19 protein-coding genes are annotated in these 21295 nt (G+C 41.8%); 4 read left to right on the forward strand and 15 right to left on the reverse strand.

Features of this window, described 5'->3' with window-relative positions:
* Nucleotides 1–36: 36 nt before the first annotated feature.
* Together QZ576_RS00115 and QZ576_RS00120 are read right to left on the reverse strand one after the other, a co-directional pair.
* Nucleotides 37–1017 carry an oxidoreductase family protein gene (locus QZ576_RS00115; protein WP_297093148.1) on the reverse strand — a complete coding sequence of 327 codons (981 nt, stop codon included), beginning with the start codon at nucleotides 1015–1017 and terminating at the stop codon, nucleotides 37–39.
* Between the two features lie 99 nt (nucleotides 1018–1116).
* Nucleotides 1117–2538, reverse strand: coding sequence for a monomeric [FeFe] hydrogenase (locus QZ576_RS00120; protein ID WP_297093152.1), 1422 nt, complete (start codon nucleotides 2536–2538; stop codon nucleotides 1117–1119).
* 335 nt (nucleotides 2539–2873) lie between these two features.
* Between QZ576_RS00120 and QZ576_RS00125 the strand changes: the two genes are divergently transcribed.
* Nucleotides 2874–3740, forward strand: a complete 867-nt coding sequence (locus QZ576_RS00125) for a DUF1080 domain-containing protein (RefSeq protein ID WP_297093153.1) — start codon at nucleotides 2874–2876, stop codon at nucleotides 3738–3740.
* Here QZ576_RS00125 and QZ576_RS00130 read toward each other — a convergent pair.
* The 5 genes from QZ576_RS00130 to QZ576_RS00150 form a co-directional block, all read right to left on the reverse strand.
* On the reverse strand, nucleotides 3737–4357 hold the full coding sequence (locus QZ576_RS00130) for a DUF4230 domain-containing protein (protein ID WP_297093155.1): 621 nt from the start codon (nucleotides 4355–4357) through the stop codon (nucleotides 3737–3739). The genes QZ576_RS00125 and QZ576_RS00130 overlap by 4 nt on opposite strands.
* 76 nt (nucleotides 4358–4433) lie before the next feature.
* The gene (locus tag QZ576_RS00135) at nucleotides 4434–5555 is read right to left on the reverse strand and encodes a serine hydrolase (protein WP_297093157.1); all 1122 of its coding nucleotides are present in this window, start codon (nucleotides 5553–5555) and stop codon (nucleotides 4434–4436) included.
* Nucleotides 5556–5669: 114 nt separating this feature from the next.
* Nucleotides 5670–6407 carry a LytTR family DNA-binding domain-containing protein gene (locus QZ576_RS00140; protein WP_297093159.1) on the reverse strand — a complete coding sequence of 246 codons (738 nt, stop codon included), beginning with the start codon at nucleotides 6405–6407 and terminating at the stop codon, nucleotides 5670–5672.
* 19 nt (nucleotides 6408–6426) lie between these two features.
* Nucleotides 6427–7482: a sensor histidine kinase gene (locus QZ576_RS00145; RefSeq protein ID WP_297093161.1), complete on the reverse strand. Its 1056-nt coding sequence runs from the start codon at nucleotides 7480–7482 to the stop codon at nucleotides 6427–6429.
* Between the two features lie 742 nt (nucleotides 7483–8224).
* On the reverse strand, nucleotides 8225–9451 hold the full coding sequence (locus QZ576_RS00150; RefSeq protein ID WP_297093162.1) for a dicarboxylate/amino acid:cation symporter: 1227 nt from the start codon (nucleotides 9449–9451) through the stop codon (nucleotides 8225–8227).
* Nucleotides 9452–9838: 387 nt separating this feature from the next.
* On the opposite strand from QZ576_RS00150, the gene aqpZ reads away from it, so the two are divergent.
* Nucleotides 9839–10528: an aquaporin Z gene (aqpZ, locus tag QZ576_RS00155; RefSeq protein WP_297093163.1), complete on the forward strand. Its 690-nt coding sequence runs from the start codon at nucleotides 9839–9841 to the stop codon at nucleotides 10526–10528.
* A gap of 184 nt (nucleotides 10529–10712) precedes the next feature.
* On the opposite strand, the gene ilvA is transcribed toward aqpZ, so the two are convergent.
* From ilvA to QZ576_RS00175, 4 genes are all read right to left on the reverse strand, one after another.
* Complete coding sequence (gene ilvA, locus QZ576_RS00160; RefSeq protein ID WP_297093164.1) at nucleotides 10713–11972, reverse strand: threonine ammonia-lyase; 1260 nt, start codon at nucleotides 11970–11972, stop codon at nucleotides 10713–10715.
* Between the two features lie 131 nt (nucleotides 11973–12103).
* Entirely contained in the window at nucleotides 12104–13444 is a 1341-nt protein-coding gene (gene creD / locus QZ576_RS00165; RefSeq protein ID WP_297093166.1) for a cell envelope integrity protein CreD, read from the reverse strand.
* Nucleotides 13445–13496: 52 nt separating this feature from the next.
* Entirely contained in the window at nucleotides 13497–13808 is a 312-nt protein-coding gene (locus tag QZ576_RS00170; RefSeq protein WP_297093168.1) for a transcriptional regulator, read from the reverse strand.
* Nucleotides 13805–14428, reverse strand: a complete 624-nt coding sequence (locus QZ576_RS00175; protein WP_297093170.1) for a hypothetical protein — start codon at nucleotides 14426–14428, stop codon at nucleotides 13805–13807. The genes QZ576_RS00170 and QZ576_RS00175 overlap by 4 nt, the downstream gene beginning before the upstream one ends.
* A gap of 206 nt (nucleotides 14429–14634) precedes the next feature.
* Between QZ576_RS00175 and QZ576_RS00180 the strand changes: the two genes are divergently transcribed.
* Nucleotides 14635–15567 carry a CPBP family intramembrane glutamic endopeptidase gene (locus tag QZ576_RS00180; protein WP_297093172.1) on the forward strand — a complete coding sequence of 311 codons (933 nt, stop codon included), beginning with the start codon at nucleotides 14635–14637 and terminating at the stop codon, nucleotides 15565–15567.
* A 123-nt stretch (nucleotides 15568–15690) separates the two neighbouring features.
* Nucleotides 15691–16110, forward strand: coding sequence for an IS200/IS605 family transposase (gene tnpA / locus QZ576_RS00185; protein ID WP_297093174.1), 420 nt, complete (start codon nucleotides 15691–15693; stop codon nucleotides 16108–16110).
* A 241-nt stretch (nucleotides 16111–16351) separates the two neighbouring features.
* On the opposite strand, the gene leuB is transcribed toward tnpA, so the two are convergent.
* From leuB to leuC, 4 genes are all read right to left on the reverse strand, one after another.
* Complete coding sequence (gene leuB / locus QZ576_RS00190; protein WP_297093176.1) at nucleotides 16352–17416, reverse strand: 3-isopropylmalate dehydrogenase; 1065 nt, start codon at nucleotides 17414–17416, stop codon at nucleotides 16352–16354.
* Between the two features lie 48 nt (nucleotides 17417–17464).
* A complete protein-coding gene (locus QZ576_RS00195; protein WP_297093178.1) occupies nucleotides 17465–19045 on the reverse strand; it encodes an alpha-isopropylmalate synthase regulatory domain-containing protein in 1581 nt (526 codons plus the stop codon).
* Between the two features lie 116 nt (nucleotides 19046–19161).
* Nucleotides 19162–19746 (reverse strand): 3-isopropylmalate dehydratase small subunit, encoded by a 585-nt coding sequence (gene leuD, locus QZ576_RS00200; RefSeq protein WP_297093180.1) that lies wholly within the window; start codon nucleotides 19744–19746, stop codon nucleotides 19162–19164.
* 111 nt (nucleotides 19747–19857) lie between these two features.
* Nucleotides 19858–21258 (reverse strand): 3-isopropylmalate dehydratase large subunit, encoded by a 1401-nt coding sequence (gene leuC, locus QZ576_RS00205; RefSeq protein WP_297093182.1) that lies wholly within the window; start codon nucleotides 21256–21258, stop codon nucleotides 19858–19860.
* Nucleotides 21259–21295: the final 37 nt, after the last annotated feature.

A 21295-nucleotide genomic window follows, 5' to 3' on the forward strand; every position in this document is an offset into this window, starting at 1 on the left:
AATGTGCCCTAAAGTTACACAAAGCAAACACAAAACTTACTTTGAAAGTTTTTCAATGACTTCGCGCGAAACACGTTCGCTGTACGAGTTGATTTTCCAGTGCCCCGGATGCCAGCCTTTTAAAAAGCGATGAAAATCGGCCCAGGCAATATGGTACAAATTACGCCAGTCGGCTTCAAGCGCATCCCCATCAATAGAAGAGTTTTTCTTTTTAAGCGCTTCCCGCAAATGAGAAAAATACATATCGAGCAACTTGCCCTCGTATTTTTCGCAGTCGTTTTCGCTCATGCAACTGCCAATAAAATAGGCCAGGTCTTTCATTCCGCAACCGCCGCCAACGTATTGGAAATCGACAGCTGCAACGCTTTTTCCATCGTTTGAAAAGCAGAAGTTGGCCAGTTTGGCATCGCCATGCACGAGCGTTTGAAAAGGACTTGCACTCAGTTTTTCGTCAATTGTTTTTGCCGCATTTTTTAATGGTAGGTCATCCATTGCTTCCAGTTCTTCGGGGCGGGTTTCAAGGTGCCAGTAGGTTCCGGTTTCCCATAAACCTTGTGGTTTAGTTCCCATAAATGTTGCATGAAAATTGGCCAGCCAATGCAAACAAGCTTTAATATTGTCCCAGTTAACAGAAGAACTTAAACGTTGGGCGAATCCGGTGCTGTCGAGGTCTTCAAAAACCATTAAAACTTCGCTGCCCTTTGTTTCGAGCGCGTAACATTGTGGTGTTTTACAATTATCGTCACAATTTTTATTGAACGATTTGTACCACTCCGTTTCCACCTTGTACGATTTTAGTTTCCGCTGATGCGAGAGATCGGTGTTCCAACCTCGGGGATGTGATCCGCCTTCGGGCAGGTTTACATGTTTTACTACCACACTTTCAAGTTCGCAACCTTCCAGCCCAAAACGTACGATTTCGCCGTAACCGCTCCACAAACTCTGAATAACTTCAATTTGGTGGAGGCGTTCAGCGCCGGTTGATTGTAAAATAATATCTTGAAAATGTTGATCCATGTTTTCCTATTTTTTGTCATTTCGAAGGAGGAACGACTGAGAAATCTGTTTCAATTGACGGCAGATTTCTCTCTGTCAACCTTCGGATCGAAATGACAGCTATTTTAGGTTACTATTAAACAGTTTGCGGTTACCGGCCATTTCTCCCAACGACGCAGGACCGTTAATACAACCACCTTCGCAAACCATAAACTCGATAAAGTTTGCCGGCGCTTTTCCGCGGGCATAAGCTTTCATCATTCCAACCGCTTTTTTGTCAACACCGTTAATCACCAGCTCTTTAATGTTTGCCTCAGGGCGCTCGGCTTTTACGGCTGCTGTTACACCTCCTGAAAGTGCAAAAGCACGGTCCACGGTCTTTTTATTGTGTCGGTTTTCGTTGTCAGGAATTCCGCCTAAATCGATATCCAAACCAACAATCAGCGCATTCAATTCTTCGAATGACATTACATGATCAACCTTCTCGTTACGTCTGGCTTCTTTACGTTTACCAATACATGGCCCAATGAAAACTACTTTTGTACCCGGATTTTTCTCGCGGGCAATATCGGCAGCATACATCATTGGCGATGGCGTATCTGATACAAAAGGTTTTAATCCTTTTACGTGTTTTTCAACGGTTTCAACATAACTTGGGCAACAGCTGGTGGTCATAAATGGTGCACCTTCATCAAGGCGCTCAAGAAATTCTGCTGATTCATGTTCCACTGTTTTGCGAGCTCCGTCGGCAACTTCTACAACTTCGTTGAAACCAATTTCTTTCAACAGGTTTTCAATTTGCCCGGTCGACAGGTTAAACTGACCATGAATGGCCGGAGCAAAAATTGCTGTAGTGTGCTCTTCTTTTCGGATACACATCAGAATATCGACAAGCTGGCTAACTTCGAAAATACTACCGAACGGACAAGCTACCATACATTTTCCGCAGTAGATACATTTATCGTCGTCGATACGTTCAACACCGTATTCGTCTTTCGAAATAGCTCCAACCGGACAGGCAGCCTCGCATGGGATTGGCACGTGGATAATGGCATGGTACTGACACTGCTTTTGGCAAATTCCGCAGTTGATACATTTTTCGGTGTTAATTTGTGCCTGACCATTTACCATGCTAATGGCATCTTTCGGGCAGTTCATCATACACGGACGCGCCACACAGCCACGGCAAAGGTTACTAACCACGTACTGCGCTTTTACACAACTTGTACAGGCCTCGTCAACCACGGTCATAATTTCCTTTTTAACCTGTGTGCGGTTTTGGGCATTTGCGGCATAGGAACTAAGGGGAGTCAATTCATCTTTTTCGTCGTCAACAGTATAGCCAAGAAGCGGGAACAGCTTGTACTTTATTACCGCGCGCTCTTTATGAATACAGCAGCGATTCTGTGCTTCCTGACGTTTTGGTACCATTTGAATAGGAATTCGGTCGATCTCTTCAACCAGTTTTCCTTCTGCAAATAGTTTAACCATTTGTTTCAGCAAATTTCTTCTAATAATCAGTGTGTTACTTGTGTAGCCCATGTTGCCTTTGTTTTTTTGACGCCGCAAAAGTACTGCCTTTTTTATGTTCCGCAACACCCTTCTTATGAATACTTGATACTTGTTAAAGCTGGGTTAATACACGGTGCTAAAAGGTTGGAATTCATTGTTGTAAAGGCAATGTGTGAACGGATAATAAGAGAGGAAAACATACTTTTATCAGTGATTTATGTTTACTTTTAATTAGCTTTGAAAAAAATACTAACAACGATCATGAAACGAGCATGAATTTTAATTTGCTAAGATTCACCCAAAAGCAAAATTAAAATTCATCGTGAGTTCTATACTATACCTTGAAAACAAACAATTTTAATAGTATGAAATATTTTTTTACGCTGCTTTTTGTTACTGCTATTTTTTCGGCTTGCACGACATCGAATGAGTGGGAATCGTTAATGGATAAAGACCTCTCGAAGTGGGACCGTTATTTGAGTTATAAACACCAGTTGGGTTATAATGGCGATCAGCCGAAAGACGCAAATGGCAATTTAATCGAACCGATCGGATTAAATAAAGAGGGGTATAATGTTTTTACGGTTGTTAATGATGACAGCGAAGATGTTTTAAAAATTAGCGGCGAGATTTATGGTTGCCTGATATCAAAGAAAGAATATTCCAATTATCACTTGCGGCTGAAAATGAAATGGGGCGACAAAAAGTTTGATCCGCGTAAAAACCTGTTGAAAGACTCGGGTATTTTGTATCACTCCATCGGGCCATATGGAGCTGAATATTGGCGCACGTGGATGTTGTCGCAGGAATTTCAGGTAATGGAAGGCCACCTGGGTGATTACTGGAGCCAAATTACATCGGCCATCGATATTCGGGCATATCTTCCCGAATATATTATGAATCCGGTTGCCGATGCCAGTCAGCCGTTTTTACCGATGGGGCAGGATGAGGAGATTCCGGGATTTTGCCTGCGAAGTGGAAATTATGAAAAAGCGCCGGGCGAGTGGAATACGTTGGAACTAATTTGTTATGATGGGAACAGCATACACGTGGTAAATGGCGAGGTGGTAATGGTTTTGCGTAACTCGCGCTACATTAAAGATGGTGAGACTTTGCCACTGGATAAAGGAAAAATACAGATACAAAGCGAAGCCGCTGAGGTTTTTTATAAAGAGATTGAGATTAGGGAACTCGATGAATTGCCGGAATATTTTGCGCAGTACTTCAATTAATCTTTCAATAGTTGCTTCACTTTGGTAGCACTTATTTTACGGTGCTCTGCTTCAAATTCCCAACCCACCGATTCAATTAATTGCTGGACGAGCGCAACGGTATCGTTAGCCTGGTCTTTTGCAATTTGCACCAGGTGACTTTGCTCCACTTTTTCACGAATAAATTCTTTCGATCGTTTATTCATGTTGGTCAAATCCGATTCTTTTAATTTGTTGATAATGCCCTTTTGAATGTCGTAATATTCCAGGTCGCTGTCGATACTGAGTATTTCCGGTTCGGGAAATCGCGACAATTCAACACGCTTTTTATGTGGGTTTATATCGATGTTTATTTTGGTGAGGTCGAAACCGATCATCACTTTCGCTTTAACAATCAGTAAAGCTCTTTTTTCGGTTTGAAAGAGTTTGAAGAACAGCTGTTTTTCGTCGCGATGCGTATACAGTTCCGAGAATTCTCCTTCAACGGTAATTAGTTTGCAAACCTGTTTGATTTGTTCAAGCAAAATAACCGATTGGTCGTGCAGGTGTTTTTCGCTCCGGTTTTTGTAAAAATAAATCGTTCCGGCGATTCCGGCAGCAAGGCCAATAATTACTCCCAAAAAAATAAGGGTTTCCATAAAAAGTCTTGTTTTGAATATCTAAAATAAAACTTTTTATAAAAACCCCGTGTATCGTGGTTCCGAAAAGAAAATTCTATTCCTCGCTTTCCTCCGGTTTTGGCAGGAAAATGTCGGCCAGTTTAAAGATCGTATTGTTGGGCCGATCCTGCGTAAGGTTCGATGTAAGCGCAATAACCAACTCTTCTTCCGGATAAATAAGTATCGAGGAACTACCTCCGCGCACAAAACCATCGCGTCCATAGAACTCATTTCCCCTGCGGTCGTGCATAATGAGCCATCCGTTGGCAATTTGCGACTTATAATCGTTAGCCAGCAAAACAGGATCAAAAATATGTGCCCGTGTGCTGTCGCTCAGGTAATCCGAATTCATGTAAATATCGGTGAGTTTTACCAAATCTTCGGCAGTTGATAAAAGCCCGTCGGATGGAGCCCGCCAGCGCAAATCGATTGATAAGGCGTTAACCACCTGCGAAATAATATTGTGGTCGTAAAAATTAGTGCGTCCTTCAATCGTTCCATAAACATTATCTGGGCAGGTATTTTCAAAATGTAACGTGTCGGTTACATACTCTTCAAGCAGTTCTCTGAAATTTTTCCCCGATGCTTTTTCCATAACGGCACCAAGCAGGTTAAAATTTAAACGACTTTCTTTTTGCATGGCTCCCGGAGGTGCCATCAATTCATCATCCTGAAAAGTTTCCAAACCTTTCTGAAGCGTTATATTTATTGCCTCCCATTCTCTTTCGCGGTTGCTTAATTCACGAATGCCGGAAGTGTGATCTTTTAGATTTTCGACTGTTACAGGAAGTCTTTTCTCCGGAAAATCGGGCAGGTAATGCTGAATTGTTGAGTCGGGGATGAGCGTGCCGTCTTCCACCATTTTTAGGTAAATAAGCGTGGTGTACAATTCGGATAACGACCCGATGCGGAACTTTGTATCGCGGGTGGTTTTTACATTAAGATCTTTCGATGCAAGGCCAATGCCCTCGGAATAAATAAGTTTACCGTTTTTGGAAATCGCGATTTGCGCCCCCGGAATAAAGTTCGTTCTCATGTAAAATGAGAGTTCTTCTCGAACCTGTTTAATCTCGTCGATGTACTTTTTGTCGTACAGAATGTCGTTGTTTGCTTTTTTACAGTTTGTTAGCGTTGTCACAACAAAAAACAAAATAAAAATCTGGATTACTCGCTTCATTTTTACTGGGTTTTTAACCTGGTTTAAACTCTAAAAAACAGGTGCAAAAATATAAAAATAGGAAAAGCCTGTGCGTGAAATTTTGTTAAAAAGACCTGAAATTGGTAGCGCTGATTACAGAAAATTCTTTTTCTGAAGCAGGTTTTGGAAAGCAATTTTGTAGGTGCTGCTAACCGGAATAAGTTTGTCTTTTATTTTAATGGTATTGTTTTCAATGTAGTCGATCTTATCGATTGAAATAATGTACGATTTATGAACGCGAATAAATTTCTGATCATCAAGTATTTCCTGCATTTTTTTGAAATTAAGGAGCGTCATAATCCGGCTGTCTTCAGTGTGAATTTGAAGGTAATCGCGTTGTCCTTCAATGTATAATATCCTATCGAAATAAACTTTTACCGTTTTATTCCCCGATTTTATGAAGGTGTATTCCGGGTTATCGTTATTTTCAACCACATGCTGTGTTGGCGCTGGAGACTGGTTATTCTGGTCTTTTAAAAAGCGGGCGTAAACCTTTTCGGTGGCCTTTACAAAACGCTCAAATGAAATGGGTTTTAAAACATAATCTACCACATCAAGTTCGTAAGCTTTCAGTGCATATTCATCAAAAGCAGTGGTTAAAATTACGTAGGGCGGATCTTTTAAGGTTTCCAGCAGCTGGATGCCGGTAAATTCATCCATTTGGATATCGAGGAAAATGAGGTCGACTTTGTTTTCGCGCAGAAATGAAAAGGTGGACAAAGCATTATCGAAAGTACCCAAAAGATTGAGGTAATCAATTTTTTCGGCAAAACGTTCAATCTTTTTTAGGGCCAAAAGTTCGTCGTCGACAGCTATGCAATTCATTTTCATAATTCCGCTTTCTTATTCGTTAAACCGGCACTCTTACGTGCACATCAAATTTATCCATATCCTTTTTAATATCAAAAGTAAAATTGCTGCCATAAAGTAGTTTTAGGCGCTTTTCAACATTTTTAAGTCCCGTTCCGGTGCCACTGTCGGGCAGTTTAAAATTGTTGCGTTTTACAAAGTTCGATGTGCGCAATTCAATACAATCCGAATCAATAGAAAAGTTGATTTTTACACCCGGCGACTCCGATTGTTTATTGCAATGTTTTACCGCGTTTTCGATAATTGGAATAAACAAAAGTGGTGGCACAAACTGCGAATTTGGTGCTCCTTTTTGTTCAAATTCAAGAAATTTGGGATCGGCAAAACTCAGTTTCGCCAATTCCAGGTAGTCTTGAATATAACTGAGTTCCTTATCCAGCTTTACCATTTCGTGCGTTGATTCCTGCAGCATGTAGCGCATAATTTTCGACAACAGCACAATGGCATTCGAGGCCTTTTCTTTGTCCTCATAAATTAGCGCATCGATATTATTCAACACATTAAAGAGAAAATGGGGATTTACCTGCGAGCGAAGAATGCCCAGTTCCGACTGAACAGTCTTTCGCTCGAGTTCCGATTGTGTTAACTGAATATTGTAAGAATAGCTAAACAGCTTAAAGGCAGTGGCTGTACCAATAATCATGAAGTTATTCAGCAAGGCTGAAAACATTTCGGCGCTAAACGGTCGGCGTACTACCCAAAATCCCAGCAGGGGTTGGATGTTCAGTTTTATGTAGTTTGAAATGGCAATATTCAGGGCAATTATTACCGCGGTGCCAAGAATGAAAATGCCAAATTGCCGCTTTTTAAAGACAAAACGCGGAATGAGGTATTCGATAACAATGTAAACGCCGATAATGTCGATGGGAATGTAGATGATATTTATAAACGCTTCGATTACAAAACCATACGACAACAGGTACGGAATGGTGTAAAACGTAAATATAAATATCCAAAATAGTATGTGGTTTAGAACCCGGTACTTAAAGATTTTCATTGTAATGTTAAATGCATTTACACTACAATGGTAAGCCATTTATTTGAATAATCCATTGATTTTCTGCCAATAAGCCAATAAATTCGTCTAGCTTGGCTATTGGAAAAGAATCCGAATTTAGCAGATTGAAAGGTGCTTTTTGCAGATGATCTTGTGTCGTTCACAGATCTATTAAGAATATCATGCTATTGTGAAAATTACGCAGGAGTACAGTAATCTGGCAGAAGAAACGTAATTTTTGCCTTTTCAGGCGGAATCTACTCTTTGGCTTAGCCCAAACAGTAGACAGAAAACCCAAGGCTGCGCCCACTTCACTCGGAAAAGCTACGCGATACCGGCTAAAATTCCTGAAACTTCCCGATGCTACGATCGGGACAGGCTGTCGTACCTCCTCAAACATCAGTAATTTTTTACGCTGCCACCGCTTGTTTTCCGGTTCACTGGCCGAGGCCAAGCTTCGATGTCGCTGAGGTTGCATTAGTGGACCGGCCTCTTTTGGTCTTTGCCCGTAGTTGAAATAAAACCTTAATGAGAGCGGGAAGCTCCGAGGAATCGAGGAGATCACCCGTCCGAATTTGGGTTTTAGGAAAACGGAGGGTGAAGACCAAAAGCAGTCTTGAATTTTCTGTTTCGTCTTTGCTTCAAGGCAAAGATGAAAGCCGCCGGCAGGCAGAAATCTAACTAATTAATAGTGTTTTCTATAATTTAGAAACCACCTGTCTTTAGTTGTTCAGAAAAGCGTTTGATTGTTCAAATAGTTATAGCTATAGAATGTAGTGCCTTAAATGCCTACACTGGTTGCTTCGTTTTCCGAACGGGCAACTGTAACAGCTCCGCAACTGTCGCTCCACACATTTACGGCGGTGCGCAACATGTCCAGAATCCGGTCAACAGCTAGAATAAGCCCAATTCCTTCGAGTGGCAACCCTACGGCAGTCAGAACAACGGTAATCATAACCAGTCCGGCCATTGGTATTCCGGCAGCACCAATTGATGCCAGCAATGCCGTAACCACAACAAATACTTGCTGGGTAAACGACAAATCAACGCCATACGCCTGAGCTATAAACATAGCAGCCATACATTCGTAAAGTGCAGTTCCATCCATATTTATGGTAGCTCCCAAAGGCAGGGTAAAACTTGTAATTTTATTCGATACACCGCTGTTGTGCTCCAGCGCTTCCATGGTTAATGGCAGCGTTGCACTCGACGATGATGTTGAAAATGCGGTAAGCAGGGGAGTGGCCATATTTTTTAAGTGTGCGTATGGTTTTGCTTTCCCGACAAAACGTACAATCAATGGTAGAATAATGAGTGCATGAATTAAAAGACCAACAATTACACACAAGCTGTAAATTGCAAGGCTTCCGGCAATGTTGGCCAGTTGTTCTGAATTGCGCGCTACTTCTCCGGCAACGATACCAAAAATTCCCAGCGGCGTAAATTTGATGATAAACAAGGTTACTTTCATCATCACCTCAAAAATGGCGTCGAAAAATGTTTTTAAAGAGTTTTTATAAGGTTCGTCAACCTTGGTAATAAAGTAGCCGAAAATGATAGCAAAAAAGATCACCGACAAAATGGTTCCCTGTGCCATGGCATCAACAATATTATCCGGAATAAGGCGATAAAGAATATCTTTCACCGATCCTGCTTTTTCAGCCAGACCCTCAACCGATTGGGTAAAACCAAGCTCAACACCAACACCGGGTTTTACCAGGTTAACGATAAGTAATCCGGTTAAAATAGCCAGCGTACTTGTTCCCAGGTAATAAAGCAATGTTTTAAAACCCAGCCTTCCGAGGTTGCTGCCTTCACCCATGCTGGTAACTCCGCTGATGATGGAACTCAGGATAAGCGGAATGATCACCATTTTTAGTGCGCGAAGAAAAATATCGCCCATCCACGAGGTATAATCGGTTGCGTTTGGTGCAAAATAACCAAACAAAACAGCCAGTACCAGTGCGATTAGAATTTGCCAGTGTAATTTTATTTTCAGAATCTTCATACCCTTTTTATTGCCTTTTATTGGATTGAAAAACCAAATCTTTCTGCAAAGAACCGATTTCGCTTTTCGTGATGGTTTTTTATTTTGATGCAGGTTTAAATTAGGAGTCGCTAATTTATTCTTTTTCCCCGATGTAGCAAACAAAACTGACGACTAGCCTCGACAGAAATGTAAAAATGCCAGCATTTATGCTGTTTTGTAGAAATTGATCAAATCAAAAACTGAAAAAGATCAGGTTTTTGACACCGTCGGTTATTGGGGAGCTGTCTTTTAAATATTTGCTTTTTTCTTTCAATTGCCCTAACTTTTCTAAGCTAAATGGTTAGATCTTGTTTTTTACTGTTTGGCATTTAAATCTAAATGAATTTCCAAATTAAAAATTAACGTATGAAAAAATTAGTTGCTGAATTTTTCGGAACCATGTGGTTGGTTCTCGGAGGTTGTGGAAGTGCTGTGCTTGCAGCCGCTTTCCCGGAGTTGGGAATTGGTTTTGCCGGTGTGGCCCTGGCCTTTGGTTTAACCGTTTTAACCATGGTTTATGCAATCGGGCATATTTCCGGTTGCCATTTAAATCCTGCAGTTTCGGTGGGATTATGGATTGGTGGACGTTTCGATGCCAAAGAGCTTATTCCCTATATTGTAGCGCAGGTATTGGGTGGTATTGCTGGCGCCGCAGTGCTGTACATTATTGCAACAGGTAAACCCGGCGCCGATATCGGAACTTTTGCTTCCAACGGTTATGGTGCCTACTCGCCCGGAGATTATGGATTGGTAGCAGCCCTGGTTTGCGAAGTGGTGATGACTTTTTTCTTTTTGATCGTTATTTTGGGAGCGACACACTCAAAAGCTCCAAAATATCTGGCAGGTGTTGCCATTGGTTTGTGTTTAACGTTGATTCACCTTATAAGTATTCCGGTTACCAATACCTCGGTAAATCCGGCGCGTAGCACCAGTCAGGCACTTTTTACGGGTAACGGAGAGTTGATCGGACAGTTGTGGCTGTTTTGGGTAGCCCCGATAATTGGAGCAATTTTAGCCGGCATCGTTTACAAATACCTTTCTCCTGAAGAAGAATAATCAGGCTGTAATATAGGATAAGAGTTTGTCCAAAAAGTTTTTGTTACGTCATCCTGAACTTGATTCAGGATCTTCGAGTTGATAAAATCAATTTTAACAGATTCTGAAATGAATTCAGAATGACGTTCTTTACCACTTTTGAGACAAGCTCTTTTTTTATTCTATTGATTTGTTTGAGCAGTAATCAGATCAAAAACTGAAAGAGATCGGCTTTCTCATTCAGGTACTCGTAAATGAACCCATTTTCGTCCATGCGTTTTACAAGGCCATGAAAATCTTCCGGATTTTGAACTTCGATTCCGATCACAGCCGGACCTTTTTCTCGATTCGTTTTTTTCGAGTATTCAAAATGCGTAACGTCGTCGGTGGGGCCAAGCACCACATCAACGAATGTGCGCAAAGCACCTGCACGTTGCGGGAAACGAACTATAAAGTAATGTTTCAGCCCTTCGTAAAGTAACGAGCGCTCTTTTATTTCTTCAGTGCGGGTGATGTCGTTATTACTTCCGCTAACAATACAAACTACATTTTTTCCTTTAATTTCTTCGCGGTAAAAATCGAGTGCCGCAATCGATAATGCTCCGGCCGGCTCAATAACAATGGCATCGCGGTTGTAGAGTTCCAGAATTTTAGTACAAATCTTTCCTTCAGGAACCGATTGGTATTCGTCAACCACTTTTTTGCAAATCTCGAAAGTAGTATCGCCAACACGTTGAACAGCAGCGCCATCAACAAATTTATCTATTTTCTCCAGTTTAATTACATGATCAGCTTCCAGCGACTTTTGCATCGATGGCGCACCCGCAGGTTCTACACCAACAATTTTTGTGTTCGGGCTTATCTGTTTAATGCAGGCTCCAACTCCGGCCGCCAAACCACCACCTCCGATAGGCACAAACAAATAGTCGATCGTTTCGGTCGAGTCCTGTAAAATCTCCAGACCAACCGTTGCTTGTCCTTCAATAATTTGCGGATCGTCGAACGGATGAATAAAAGACATGCCGGTTTTTTGACAATCTTCCAACGCAGCACGGTGAGCATCATCGTAAGTATCACCGGTAATAATAACCTCAACGTGCGTTTTTCCAAACATTTTTACCTGCTTGATTTTTTGCTTTGGTGTTGTGGTGGGCATGTAAATTTTGCCTTCAATTCCCAAAAGGCGACACGAGTAAGCAACGCCCTGCGCGTGGTTTCCTGCACTGGCACAAACCACTCCTTTTTCGCGCTCGGCATCCGAAAGTTGTGCTATTTTATTGTAGGCACCACGAATTTTGTAGGAACGAACGATCTGCAAATCTTCGCGTTTTAAAAATACATTGGCTTCGAATTCTTCCGATAAATTCAGGTTCTTCTGAAGCGGTGTGTGCAATACAATTTCGCAGAGGTTGTGCTTTGCGGTGGTTATATCTTTTAATTGAGGAAAATATTTCGTGTCGCTCATTGTGCAATTTTTTTGCAAAGATAACCGGAAGCAACTAAAAGTAGACAAAGGCGGGCTATTTCATCCTGAAGTTTTTTATGATATTTGTTGTAAATACCTCCTCCCGAACTATTCAGAAGGAGGTATTCAAACTATTCTTTATACCAGTTAACTTTTCGGGTTGAATACATTAAAGCAGCCAGAAGTACGAATAATCCGATACTACCGGTAAGTAGTGCAAACGACTCGAGCTGTAAGAGTATAAAAATGAAAAGGTAACAGCCGGCCAATCCTAAACTTGTTCCCAGCTGGTTTTTAAGTTTTGGCATAAAACTTCGCGTGTAAAAGAACACCAGAATAATTACCGCTAAAGCTGCAACCAGGTAAGCCAGATTAAAACCAAGGTGTTCGGAAATAGACAGCAACAGTAAATAAAAAATGCTGATTGCCGAACCAACCATAATGTACTGAAAAGGGTGGATACGCTGTTTCGATAGCACTTCGAACATAAAGAAAACCACAAAAGTGATGATAATAATGAGGATGGCGTATTTGGCACTGCGAATGTTCTTTTGGTAATGATCGGCAAGACTCACCATTTCAACTCCGAATTTCGAGTTTTCAATGTCGTTTTGGTTGATCGTGTTAATGGTGCTAATCCATTGTTGCGGATAGTTGCGGTTAAAATGCAAGACGCTCCAATCGGCCTGAAAACCTTTATCGTTCACATTTCTGTTGGCAGGCAGATAGTTGCCTGTAAAACCCGGATCGTTCCATGTTGATTCCAGATGAACAGTAGTTTGCTCGCCCAGCGGAGTAAACATCAGATTTTGGCTGCCTTTTAACTGCAGCTTAATCGAGAATGCTCCGTTCAGATCGTTGGCCGAAAGCTCTTTCAGCGGAATTGAAACGCCGCTGTGCCCGATAGGGGATGAGACTTTGCCGGGCGAAAATGTATGGGATTTGTCGTTCCAACTTAGTTCCAGTCCTTTGTTTATGCCTCTCAGGTCGCTAATCGATAATTGTAACTGGGCATCGTCCCAAATTATATCCGAAGATTCGATATTCAGTTTTCCGAGATCGATGTCCTTAAAATTCCCGGTTATTGAAAGTTCGGCTTCGTAAACATCAACATTGTAAATGCTGCGTTTTAATTGTTTGGGCAGCAGTTTTCCGTTAACCGACAACTCTTTCGGAAGGAAAGTGGCGTAGCGAGTTACTTCGTTATAGGTGCCTTCCTCCTCGTTGTAGATTTTCTTTTTAAACGGGACAAAGAGCACGGGGCCGCTGATGAGCTGTTCGTTCGACCATTTGCTCATCACTTCGTTCACAACCTGTACCGAGTTAAGCTGGCGCTCGCCAATCAGGTCGAGTATCATAACTTTTGGTATGAGCAGAATTAGGATCAGCATCCCGATTACTAACAGTTTGAACGACAATGTCCGGTGGAAGCTGATTCCCAGTCGGTCTAAAATGTTTTCTTGTTTTTCCATGATTTAATTGTTTTAAAAGTACTTTGAGTTACAAAGTAAATGGGTAAAAAAATTATTTATTCAGTATATTTTGATTGTTTATTAAATCTTCCAATGCTTTTAAATGCTGCTCAAAAGCCTTGCTGCCACTCGTGGTAACGGCGTAAGTAGTGTTGGGTTTTTTGCCAACAAAGGTTTTGTTCACCGAAATGAATTTTTCCTTTTCCAACGCTTTAATGTGGCTGGCCAGATTGCCATCGGTTAATTCGAGCAAGTCTTTCAGTTCGTTAAAACTCAAGCGCGAATTCACCATCAAAGCCGCCATAACGCCCAGCCTCACTTTGTTTTCAAAGGCTTTATTCAGATTTTGAATCGGATTCTTCACGCCTCTGAATTTTTGTGTTCACGATTTAAGAACATGAATCCGTAAATTATGTGAACGATGCCAAAACCGATAGCCCAAAAATAAAGGCCGTAACCCGGAAATATTGCCGCCAGTAATCCTAAAACGATCTCCACCAGACCGAGACTTAAAATTTCGGGGCGTGTATATTTTGCAGCATTCACCAAAGCAAGTCCGTAAAAAATAAGGAAACACGGACTGATAACACCGTAGTAACCGCGCAAAGCAAGTACTGAGGTTAATATTCCACCCGTTGCCAATGGAATAAGCAGATTGATCAGTAGCAGTTTCGAGCCCGGCCCCCAAATGGGTTTTTGCTCCTTTTTGGCCTGTTTAACCGTTAAAACATAAATGGTGAAAAGCGACAGTACTAATACCGTAATACCGATAACAAAAATGGAGGTGAGTACTTCGTTTAAGTTTTCCTGTGGTATGGCGTAGGGAAACTGATGTACGATACGGTTGGCAAAAAAGGCACCGATTAGGGCGTAAATGCCCACCAAAATACCTGAAAGTCCGCTAAGTGAAAGGAAACGGCTTGAGCGCTCCATAATGTTGCGGATGTCTTTTAATTCGTTTAACAGCTTTTCTGAGTCATTCATTTTAAAAGTACTTTGAAATACAAAGTAAAAAAATATTTATCAGAAATAAAATAGTTGGAGCCATTTTAATTTATTTTTCTGTTCATGGCAGGGAAGTACCGCTCATCTGAAATGGATATTTCAGAAAGACAACTTATGCTTGACCGTTTAACAAAATGTTTTAACTTCGCTAGTACTTTAAACCTTCAAAAAAAAATTAGAAAGAAATGAAACATTTAACGCGCGCTTTCGACGGCCAAAATCAATGGTGGAAATATTTAGTAGTACTTCTTGTGGCCTTTGGAGTAGGGCAAACAGTTGGTGCTCTCCCTCTCATTGTTGTAATGGTAGTAGCGATATCCATGAATGGTGGTCAGATGGAGACTCCGGAAAATCTGATGGATTTATCGGCGTATGGAATAAATCCCAGTCTTGGCTTAGCACTATTGGTAATACCGTTTATTGTAACGTTGGTTTTGTCTATTGTAATGATAAAGTCATTCCATCAGCGGTCTTTAAAAGATGTTATAAACGGAGGACGCCCTTTCCGTAAAAACCGTTTTTGGCTGGGTGTTGCAGTGTGGGGGGCAATCATGTTGATTTTATTGTTTGTTCAGTTAATCATAAGTCCCGAAGAACTCGAGTTTCGTTTTAATCCGGTTTCTTTTATTCCTTTGGTTTTTGTCGCAGTTCTGCTAATTCCAATTCAATCGGGTACCGAAGAATTTATCTTCCGTGGTTACCTGGCACAGGGTGTTGCCGGATGGACAAAACGAGTGTGGTTGGCTATTCTTGTTCCGTCGGTTTTGTTTGCGTTAATGCATGGAATGAATCCCGAAGTGAAAGAACACGGTTTCTGGATGATGATGCCATCGTACTTTGTTTTTGGTGTGGCATTCGGAATAACCGCCGTACTTGATGACGGTATTGAATTGGCCATTGGAATACATGCCGTTAATAATACGCTGGGCGCACTTTTGGTAACCAGTAAAGAATCAGCGATACAAGTTCCTTCGTTGTTTTTTCAGCAAGAAATTGATCCGGTTAAAGAATCGCTGGTTTTAGTTCTTTCTTCAATAGTTTTGCTGGTCGTTTTAAAACAGATATTAAACTGGGATTTTTCAATTATTTGGAAGAAGATAGAACCCGAGTCAGTATAATCAGATCCTTTTGATCGCTACCCTTTGCCGTCAGCTTTAGCTGACGGATGACATGATGAAGATCTACAGGGCTTTAGCCCAAAACAATTTTGTACATTTGACTAAATATTAAATCTCAATCACATGTCATACACAACAATTTGGCTTCATTGTGTTTGGTCAACAAAAAATCGTGAATGTATCATTTCTAATACCTTTCGACCTATTCTTCTTAACCATATTAGGGAAAAGGCAAGTGATAAAGGTATTGTTCTCGATTACATCAATCTTCATAAAGATCATGTGCATGCCCTAATAAATCTTGGCAGAAAACAGAATATCGCAGATGTGATGCAACAACTGAAAGGAGAGAGCTCGTATTGGATAAATAAAATGAATGTGATGCCGGTAAAATTTTATTGGCAGGATGATTATTTCGCGGTTTCTGTAAGTCAATCACAATTGGTGAGAGTGAGAGAATATATAAAAAATCAGGATGAACATCACAGAAAATTGACATGGGAAGAGGAGGTTAAGCAGTTTTTAAAAAGGTATAATTTTTAGAAGGTTAATGGCTAAAGCCGGGAATTTGTACATGCTTTTATTCCGTTGGTTAAAACCAACGGCAAAGGGTAAATGTGTTTCAATAAATTTCAATTATTTGCATATCCTTTGCCGTCAGCTTAAGCTGACGGATACCGGAAATGTAAAACAAAAAAGAGGCGTTCTCAAATTATGAGAACGCCTCTTTTGGGTTTGGCGGTTTAAAACTGCCAATTTTAATGCGGTTGGAAACCGCATATCCCTAATTCTTTTCGATCCAGTCAGCGATCCAGTCACCAACTGCCGATGTACTTTGTGCTTGTCCTTCAGCAATGTCTTCGGTAACAAATCCTTCAGCCATTGATGCCGCAACAGCATCGCGAATCAATTTACCTTCTTCTTTCAGGTCGAAAGCATATTCGAACATCATTGCAGCCGAAAGAATTGTAGCAATTGGGTTGGCAATGTTTTTACCTGCCGCCTGTGGGTACGAACCGTGAATTGGCTCGAATACCGAAGTGTGGATACCAACCGACGCTGATGGCAATAACCCAAGCGAGCCGGTGATTACACTGGCTTCGTCGGTAAGAATATCGCCAAACATATTTTCAGTAACCATTACATCAAAATTCTTAGGCCACTGAATAATTTGCATTGCAGCATTATCCACAAACATGTATTCTGTTTGAATTTCAGGATAATTTGGAGCCATTTCCTGTGCAACTTCACGCCACAAACGCGAGCTTTCCAATACGTTGGCTTTGTCAACCACAGTAAGCTTTTTGTTACGTTTGGCAGCAAATTCATATCCTAATTTCAAAATACGCTCAACTTCTTCACGAGTGTAAATACAAGTGTCATAAGCCGTGTTTCCATCGTCTTTGCGGCCTTTGTCACCAAAGTACATTCCACCTGTCAATTCGCGGATACACACAAAATCAGCGCCTTCAACCAATTCTCGGCGAAGTGGAGATTTGTGTAACAAGGATTCGAAAGTTTCTACCGGGCGGATGTTGGCATACAATCCTAACTTTTTACGCATGGTCAGCAATCCCTGCTCAGGACGAACCGGTGCTTTTGGATTGTTGTCGAATTTTGGATCGCCAATAGCGCCAAAAAGTACAGCATCCGACTGCATACACAATTCGTGTGTTTCTTCCGGATAAGGATCTCCAACAGCGTCGATGGCACAAGCACCTGTTAATGCCTGCTTGTATTCTAATTCGTGATTAAATTTTTTAGCAACAGCTTTCACTGCTTTCATCGCCTGATCCACAATTTCAGGTCCGATCCCGTCGCCGGGCAATAATGCAATGTTCAGTTTCATTTTTTTAGAAATTTTCGGACACACAAAACTGCAGGCCCGAGGTCGTTATTATTTTTCGTTTTTTAATTCTTCCAATTTTGTTGGGTTGAACTCATTTTCAATCACGTTCAACATTCGGGTTGTTGCCAGAATTGCAGCAGCATTTTGATCCGGATGCAGACCTTTGGTCTTAAATTCGTGATCGTTGCGCCATGTGATAACCGTTTCAACCAAGGCATTGGTGTTTCCGCCCGGAGGAATAGTCACTACGTAATCAACCAGCATCGGGAATACCTTGTCGAGGCGCTTGTAGATTTTGTGCAAAGCCTTTACAAATGCGTCGTACTGACCGTCGCCATCGCTGTATTCCTCGTAAATTTTTCCGTCAATTTCAAGCGAGACATTCGCCATCGGACGTAATCCCATGGTGTAACTTATCGAGTAATTTACCACTTTTACGCGTTGCTCAAAAAGTTCGTTTTCCAGCACATCGGCAACAATATATGGAAGTTCGTCGCTAGTGATGGTCTCTTTCTGGTCGGCCAGTTCAATAACCTTATCCGTAACTTTTTTCAGCGAATCCTTATCCAGCTCAATACCTAGTTCTTCCAGGTTCTTTTTGATATTGGCTTTACCCGAAGTTTTTCCCAAGGCGTACTGGCGCGTGCGGCCAAAACGTTCCGGTAATAAGTCGTTAAAATACAGGTTGTTTTTGCTGTCGCCATCTGCATGAATTCCGCTACATTGTGTAAACACAAATTCACCAATCAACGGTTTGTTGGTTGGTATGCGAATTCCTGAGAATGACTCAACCAGTTTCGAAACTTTATTTAGCTGGGCTTCGTTCACCCGGGTTTTCATTTTCAGGTGATCTTTTATGGTAGCAATAACGCTCGATAGGGGAGCGTTTCCGGCGCGTTCACCAAGCCCGTTTACAGTGGTGTGTACACATCGGATTCCGGCTTTCATTGCATGAAAAACATTGGCAATGGCCAGGTCGTAATCGTTGTGCGCATGAAAATCGAATTCAACGTCAGGAAAGCTTTCGATCATTTCGTGACAGAAATCGTAAGTCTCGTCCGGATCAAGGATTCCCAGCGTATCGGGAAGCATAAAGCGCTCCACTTTTTCATCTTTCAGGCTCGATATCATAAAGTGCACGTAGTCTTTCGAACTGCGCATACCATTCGACCAGTCTTCAAGGTAAATGTTAACCTTAATTCCCATTTCGTCGGCATAGTTTAATACCTGCTTAATATCGTCAACGTGTTGTTCCGGCGTTTTTCGTAACTGCTCGGTAACGTGTTTATACGATCCCTTGCACAGCAGGTTAATCACTTTTCCTCCGGCTTTGGCAATCCATTCCAGCGAAATTTTTCCATCAACAAATCCAAGCACCTCAACTTTGTCGAGGTGACCTTTTTGTGCCGCCCACTCCATTACCTTTTGGGTACCTTTGAATTCTCCTTCTGATACCCGTGCCGAGGCAATTTCGATGCGGTCTACCTTCACATCCTCAAGCAATACCTTGGCCACACTTAGTTTTTCCTTTTCGCTGAATGAAACTCCCGAAGTTTGTTCCCCATCGCGAAGGGTGGTATCCATAATGGTCAGGTGCTTACCTGAAATTTCTACTGCTTTGCCTGTCATTTTTTTTAGTTCTTAAGTGAGGATTTCACTTCAAGAGAAGTCCTCACTATTGACGTGTCTGTCTGTTTTAATAATGTAGTGAGGCGCTCACTTAAGTGAGAGCCTCACTAACTATCTTAAGCCTCAAATTCTGCTATTTGCTCCTTCATCTCAACGAGGTAGTCGATATCGTCCAATCCGTTTTGCAAACAATGTTTTTTGTATGGATTGATTTCGAAATCAGACGATTCACCTGTAGCTGTTATCGTGAATTTTTGATTTGGAAGATCGACTTCGAAAGTTGAATCTGCATCTTTTTCAATCTGAGCAAAGATTTTCTCAAGGAACTCTGGTGAAACAACAACCGGTAACAGGCCGTTGTTCAAAGCATTTCCTTTAAAGATGTCGGCGAAAAAGCTTGAAACCACTACACGGAAACCATAATCGTAGATGGCCCATGCGGCGTGCTCGCGGCTCGATCCGCTACCAAAGTTTTTTCCACCTACAAGGATTTTACCAGAATATTTTGCGTTGTTTAACGGGAAATCAGCTTTCGGACTTCCGTCGTTTTCATACCGCCAGTCGCGGAAAAGGTTGTCGCCAAATCCTTTACGTTCCACTGCTTTAAGGAAACGGGCCGGAATGATCTGGTCGGTATCTACATTTTCGAATGGCAGTGGTACTGCCGAAGTATTTATTACTGAAAATTTATCGTATGCCATTTTTTTATTCTTTACTAATTATTGATGAACCACCCCGCCAACTTTTTAAGTTGTCACCTCTCCTATAGGAGGAGTACTCCGATAAAATCGGAGGGAGGTGGTAGAATACATCTACATCATTTCTCTAGGATCTGCGATTACTCCAGATACAGCAGCAGCTGCTGCAGTAAGCGGGCTGGCCAGCAAGGTGCGTGCACCTGGTCCCTGGCGGCCTTCAAAGTTCCTGTTCGACGTTGAAACCGAATATTTACCGGTTGGAATTTTATCATCGTTCATTGCCAAACATGCTGAACATCCCGGCTGACGCAATTCAAAACCTGCCTCTTCCAAAATCGGCACAAGTCCTTCTGCTTCAATTTGGTTTTGTACCTGTTTTGATCCGGGTACCAACCATGCAGTTACGTTGTCGGCTTTTTTCTTGCCTTTCACAAAAGCGGCAAATTCGCGGAAGTCTTCAATTCTACCGTTAGTACAGCTGCCAAGGAATACGAAATCAACCGGCTTGCCTTTCATAGAATCACCTTCGTTGTATCCCATGTATTGCAACGATTTTTGGTAAGTCGTTTTATCAGTTCCCGACAAGCCTTCCGATGTTGGAATCGTCTGCGAAACACCAATTCCCATTCCCGGGTTTGTTCCGTAGGTGATCATCGGCTCAATGTCAGCAGCATCGAAAGTGTATTCAGTATCGAAAACTGCATCTTCGTCCGATTTTAACTCTGCCCATTTTTCCATGGCTTTGTCCCAGTCTTCACCTTTTGGTGCAAACTGACGACCTTTTACGTAGTTGAAAGTTGTTTCATCCGGAGCGATCATTCCACCGCGGGCACCACTTTCAATACTTAGGTTACAAAGTGTCATACGGCCTTCCATCGACAGGCTGGTGATTGCCGAACCTGCATACTCGATAAAGTGACCTGTACCACCACTGGTAGAAATTTTAGAGATGATGTACAATGCGATATCTTTTGCAGTTACACCTTTATCTAAAGTTCCGTTAACGGTGATGCGCATTTTCTTTGGTTTCGGCTGCATAATACACTGGCTGGCCAAAACCATTTCCACTTCGCTGGTACCAATACCGAAAGCAATGGCGCCAAAAGCTCCGTGTGTAGAAGTGTGGCTGTCGCCACAAACGATGGTCATTCCCGGTTGGGTTAATCCCATTTCAGGGCCAATAATGTGCACCACCCCGTGGCCTTCAGTTCCTAAACCGTGATAAACGATACCGTTTTCATCGCAGTTCTTTTTCAGCATGTCAACCTGGTTGCGCGAAAGCTCGTCTTTAATTGACATGTGCTGGTTGATAGTTGGAACGTTATGGTCGGGAGTAGCAGTGGTCTGATCCGGACGATAAACTTTCAATCCGCGGTTTTTCAATCCTAAAAAGGCAACCGGACTCGTTACTTCGTGAATAAAGTGACGGTCGATATACAATACATTTGGGCCACCTTCGACCTGTTTCACCACGTGTGCATCCCAAATCTTATCAAATAATGTTTTTGCTGTCATATATTTTTTTCTTCGTGTCATTTCGAAGGAGGGACGA

Origin of the sequence: uncultured Draconibacterium sp., assembly GCF_913060805.1 — a bacterium.
Taxonomy (GTDB): domain Bacteria; phylum Bacteroidota; class Bacteroidia; order Bacteroidales; family Prolixibacteraceae; genus Draconibacterium.

Excerpts from the sequence above, each read along its gene's own strand:
- leuC (WP_297093182.1), bottom strand. The coding sequence starts at position 21,258 with ATGACAGCAAAAACATTATTTGATAAGATTTGGGATGCACACGTGGTG.
- tnpA (WP_297093174.1), top strand. The coding sequence starts at position 15,691 with ATGTCATACACAACAATTTGGCTTCATTGTGTTTGGTCAACAAAAAAT.
- QZ576_RS00145 (WP_297093161.1), bottom strand. The coding sequence starts at position 7,482 with ATGGCTTACCATTGTAGTGTAAATGCATTTAACATTACAATGAAAATC.
- QZ576_RS00120 (WP_297093152.1), bottom strand. The coding sequence starts at position 2,538 with ATGGGCTACACAAGTAACACACTGATTATTAGAAGAAATTTGCTGAAA.
- leuB (WP_297093176.1), bottom strand. The coding sequence starts at position 17,416 with ATGAAACTGAACATTGCATTATTGCCCGGCGACGGGATCGGACCTGAA.
- creD (WP_297093166.1), bottom strand. The coding sequence starts at position 13,444 with ATGGAAAAACAAGAAAACATTTTAGACCGACTGGGAATCAGCTTCCAC.
- QZ576_RS00135 (WP_297093157.1), bottom strand. The coding sequence starts at position 5,555 with ATGAAGCGAGTAATCCAGATTTTTATTTTGTTTTTTGTTGTGACAACG.
- QZ576_RS00125 (WP_297093153.1), top strand. The coding sequence starts at position 2,874 with ATGAAATATTTTTTTACGCTGCTTTTTGTTACTGCTATTTTTTCGGCT.
- QZ576_RS00175 (WP_297093170.1), bottom strand. The coding sequence starts at position 14,428 with ATGAATGACTCAGAAAAGCTGTTAAACGAATTAAAAGACATCCGCAAC.
- ilvA (WP_297093164.1), bottom strand. The coding sequence starts at position 11,972 with ATGAGCGACACGAAATATTTTCCTCAATTAAAAGATATAACCACCGCA.
- QZ576_RS00130 (WP_297093155.1), bottom strand. The coding sequence starts at position 4,357 with ATGGAAACCCTTATTTTTTTGGGAGTAATTATTGGCCTTGCTGCCGGA.
- aqpZ (WP_297093163.1), top strand. The coding sequence starts at position 9,839 with ATGAAAAAATTAGTTGCTGAATTTTTCGGAACCATGTGGTTGGTTCTC.
- QZ576_RS00180 (WP_297093172.1), top strand. The coding sequence starts at position 14,635 with ATGAAACATTTAACGCGCGCTTTCGACGGCCAAAATCAATGGTGGAAA.
- QZ576_RS00150 (WP_297093162.1), bottom strand. The coding sequence starts at position 9,451 with ATGAAGATTCTGAAAATAAAATTACACTGGCAAATTCTAATCGCACTG.
- QZ576_RS00140 (WP_297093159.1), bottom strand. The coding sequence starts at position 6,407 with ATGAAAATGAATTGCATAGCTGTCGACGACGAACTTTTGGCCCTAAAA.
- QZ576_RS00115 (WP_297093148.1), bottom strand. The coding sequence starts at position 1,017 with ATGGATCAACATTTTCAAGATATTATTTTACAATCAACCGGCGCTGAA.
- QZ576_RS00195 (WP_297093178.1), bottom strand. The coding sequence starts at position 19,045 with ATGACAGGCAAAGCAGTAGAAATTTCAGGTAAGCACCTGACCATTATG.
- leuD (WP_297093180.1), bottom strand. The coding sequence starts at position 19,746 with ATGGCATACGATAAATTTTCAGTAATAAATACTTCGGCAGTACCACTG.